Below are 1,788 nucleotides of genomic sequence, written 5' to 3' on the forward strand. Positions count from 1 at the left end.
GTTCGCGAGATTGCACATGAGGCGAACAACCCTCTTAGCATCATCAATAACTATTTGAGCAGCCTTTCCCTGAAACTCAGCGAAGAAGACGAAGTACAAGAAGAACTACAAGTTCTTAAAGAAGAGCTAGAGCGCGCAAGCCAGATAATCTTTCGATTAAGGGATCTGCAGCAAGATATTACGCACGATGAAGGCGACGCCGACATCAACTTAGAAATCAAAAACCTTCTAACCCTGTACAAAAGTTCACTATTCTTGGCCAAGAGTATCGACAGCGAATACCTGCCAGATAGTAGCCTACGCCCAGTCGACATCAGCCCTGGCAGTCTGCGGCAAATATTAACTAACCTTATGAAGAATGCCGTCGAAGCAATGCCTGAGGGTGGTAAAATCAGTGCTGCTACAAAAAGCAGCATCAACGTCAACGGCCATAGCTTTTGTGAAATAAAAATCACTGACAATGGTCCAGGTATTCCAGAAGAAATACAAAAGAACTTATTTACGCCAGTTTCGACTACCAAAGGAGCAGGCCACTCAGGTTTAGGGTTGAGCATTACGAAAAACCTCGTAACGGAAGCGCGAGGAACAATCACATGTAGAAGTGATGGCAAGGGCACCCAGTTTCAAATATTGCTACCAGAGCAATAAATAAATTCAAACCGCTTAAATAGGAAGCGGTAGAACTGGATAGTTCCACTTTACAAACTACTATAGTGCGAGCGGTTAACAACTAGAATGAAAATCATAAAGTCGAAACAGGTGGCAAACCTGGATATTGAACAGGCAAAAATACTTGTAGTAGATGATGAGTATCGTCTGCTAACAAGCTTGGAGGCACTCCTCGTTGCACAAGGCTTTGATGTCACGACAGCCTTGGGCGGCTTAAATGCATGCGAAGCCTTGAAACAAGATAGCTTCGACTTAGTGTTGCTCGACTTAAACATGCCCGACATTGACGGTCATCAGGTCATGGATTTTGTTGCTGAAAACAACATGGATCCAGCCATTATCGTCGTTAGTGGCGAATCGTCATTCACAGCCGTCAGTAAAGCCCTCCGCCGCGGCGCATATGACTACCTCCGCAAGCCTTACGATTCTGCAGAACTGATCAATACAACACGAAATTGCCTGCAAAAAGTTATGCTTGAGAAAGCCCACCACCAAATGCAGGCACGCTTGCAAAAGTCAGAAGAATTGCATCGTTACATCGTCAATAGCTCACCTGACGTTGTATTTATGCTTGATCGCCAAGGTCGTTTCACCTTCCTTAACCGCAAAGTTGAAACACTGCTTGGCTACAGCAAACAGGATTTATTGGGCAAAAGCTACGAAACTATTATTGAAGCCGAAGATATCGACCGAGCCAACTACATCTTCACGGAACACGGCAAAAAAAGAGATGGCGCTTGGAGTTCTGAACTTCGCCTGAAAGTGAAAAAGAACGAGCACGCTTCACGTCACTTTGAAATTACCTTCTTCCCTATTGAGAGAAAAGTGAAAATCAATGGCGAAGAGTCTCTGCAGGTTGTCGGCACTTATGGCACGGCGCGCGACATAACAGAAAGAAAAGAAGCCGAAGAATTTATTAACTTTCAGGCATATCATGACCTGCTAACACGCTTACCAAATCGCTCACTATTTAAAGATCGACTCAACCTTGCCATGGCGCAAGCCAAACGCAATGACAACCAAGTAGCGGTCATGTTCCTCGATCTTGATCGATTCAAAGTGATTAATGACTCGCTCGGCCATGCAATGGGTGACCGTCTACTGCAAGCCGTATCAATG

General features: G+C 44.9%; 2 protein-coding genes. Both read left to right on the forward strand.

Features of this window, described 5'->3' with window-relative positions; genetic code table 11:
• Nucleotides 1-648 (forward strand): ATP-binding protein (locus A3738_RS13345; RefSeq protein ID WP_197473847.1); only part of this gene is annotated, 648 nt, incomplete at its 5' end.
• A gap of 111 nt (nt 649-759) precedes the next feature.
• On the forward strand, nt 760-1,788 hold a 1,029-nt coding region (locus tag A3738_RS32405; RefSeq protein WP_197473848.1), incomplete at its 3' end, for a response regulator.

It is taken from the genome of Oleiphilus sp. HI0066 (assembly GCF_001635725.1).